At 41.7% G+C, this 1929-nt stretch carries 2 protein-coding genes; both read right to left on the reverse strand.

Annotation, left to right across the window (positions count from 1 at the left end):
• A partial coding sequence (locus AB4298_RS21285) for a hypothetical protein (RefSeq protein WP_371988335.1) occupies nt 1–275 on the reverse strand: 275 nt, incomplete at its 3' end.
• 354 nt (nt 276–629) lie between these two features.
• A protein-coding gene (locus AB4298_RS21290; RefSeq protein ID WP_371988336.1) for an IS3 family transposase occupies nt 630–1780 on the reverse strand; the annotation gives its coding sequence in 2 pieces (ribosomal slippage) (nt 630–1543 and nt 1543–1780; 1152 coding nt in all).
• Nucleotides 1781–1929 lie beyond the last annotated feature (149 nt).

Genomic DNA, 1929 nt, shown 5'->3' on the forward strand with positions numbered 1-1929 from the left:
TGTATTTTGACAAAGGTCGGACCCTGCTCAACAATCGATACTAGGCCATTAGGATCAACCACATCAATAAGCGTCCAGTCATCGTCGCCTGCGACATGCGTAGCAAAATCAACCGTCAGCGTTTGTCCTTGTACTAACTCGTGTGCAAAGGGGGTTAACTCCAATCCAGTTTCTGTTTGCGGGTAAGAGAAAGCATTTGACGAATCCTCACATCCAGCAATAAACAACACGGCAACTAAGCTAGATACAGCCATTTTATTACGACTTAACAACATATACGTCTCCTATCCTCAATTGCGGGGATATTAGACGTTTATGCCTCTAAAACAGATAGCAACTAAATTTAAAAAATACATCCAAATGCTAAGCATTATAATATTTAAATTTTAAACCTACTTAAGCGTTTGTTTAAAAAAGGAGCTAGCCAACTTTACTACAATAAGTTAACGCTATGTTTTGCTTTCTAAGGGCCAGATGCTTGCCAATGAGTCAGTCCTTCGTTAATACTAAAGCAAAATCCTAAAGTGAAAGATGCTATTGAAAGTATAACAACTACAATAACCTTTTTACCAGATGACAAGCTCGTATTGATTAGCACGAAACACAGGCTTTGGTAAGCCCCTAGTTATCTAGACACTTTCTAGTTTCTCGAAATACTGCTTCTTGAACTTCATCGGAGACAGTCCGTTATTACTACCATGATGCCGCACTGGATTATAGAAATATTCGATATAGTTAAATACTTCAGAGCGTGCTTCGTCTCTGGTTTTGTGGACTTTTCGCTTAACTCTATCTTTCTTTAGGAGTGAGAAAAAGCTCTCAGCAACAGCGTTATCATGACAGTTTCCTCTGCGGCTCATACTAGCTTCAAGGTTGTGTTCTTTAAGAAAGCTACGCCAATCTGAACAGGTATATTGCACACCTTGATCGGAATGTATCAGCACCTTTTCGGTCGGAGACCGTCGCCATATAGCCATCAATAGCGCGTCAATAACCAAGTCAGCCTTAGGTGTGCTTTTCATCGTCCAACCGACAACTTGTCGTGAGAATAAGTCGATCACAACAGTTAGATACAACCAGCCTTCATGGGTGCGAATATAAGTAAAATCGGTCACCCAAACTTTGTTAGGCTTAGCAACATCAAAGCCACGATTTAGCGTGTTTGGTGCTGTATGACTAACATCACCGCCACCAAAGCTTGGATTACGCTTATAGCCTCGTACAGCCTTAATCTGAGCTGCTTTCATAATACGATGAACTCGATTTTTACCAACGGATTCGCCGTCATCCTTGAGGTCCAATGTAATATTTCGATAGCCATACACACAGCCACTTTCCAGCCAAAATTGCTTAATCTTACCTAGCAACCTTTTATCTTCAGCTTCTCGGTTACTCAAAGGCTCCTTTAACCAGGCATAGAAGCCACTGTGGTGAACATCAAGTATTCGACACAGGGTTCTGACAGGATATTGCTTGAGCCGGGACTTTATGAACGTGTACTTTTCTTTGACTCGCTTGCAAAGTACACGGCGGCCTCCTTTAGGATATTTCTCTCTTCGGTTACCCGACGTAGCTCCGCTTTCAGTTTACGTATTTCGTCTTGCTGATTATCAATGGTGATGTGTTGCTTTTCTGGCTTATCAAACTTGTTAATCCAGTTGTGCAAACTTTTAGGAGTGACGCCTAATCTTTCTGCCACATCGGCGATCTGGTGACCACGCTCTGTGACCTGTTTAACTGCTTCGATTTTGAACTCGTCGGGATATCGTTTTCCGCGCATGTAACACCTCATATTTTTGGTTCATTATAACTCTATGAAGTGTCTACTGTTCTAGGGGCTTACCACTTATGCTAAACGCACTTATTCGATTGTTAAAACAACTCTGCGATTAGCGGCTCTTCCCTCGATTGTTTGGTTATCCCCAAAAT

The organism is Shewanella sp. 10N.261.52.F9, assembly GCF_041471165.1.
In the GTDB taxonomy this organism is placed as follows: Bacteria; Pseudomonadota; Gammaproteobacteria; order Enterobacterales; family Shewanellaceae; genus Shewanella; species Shewanella marinintestina.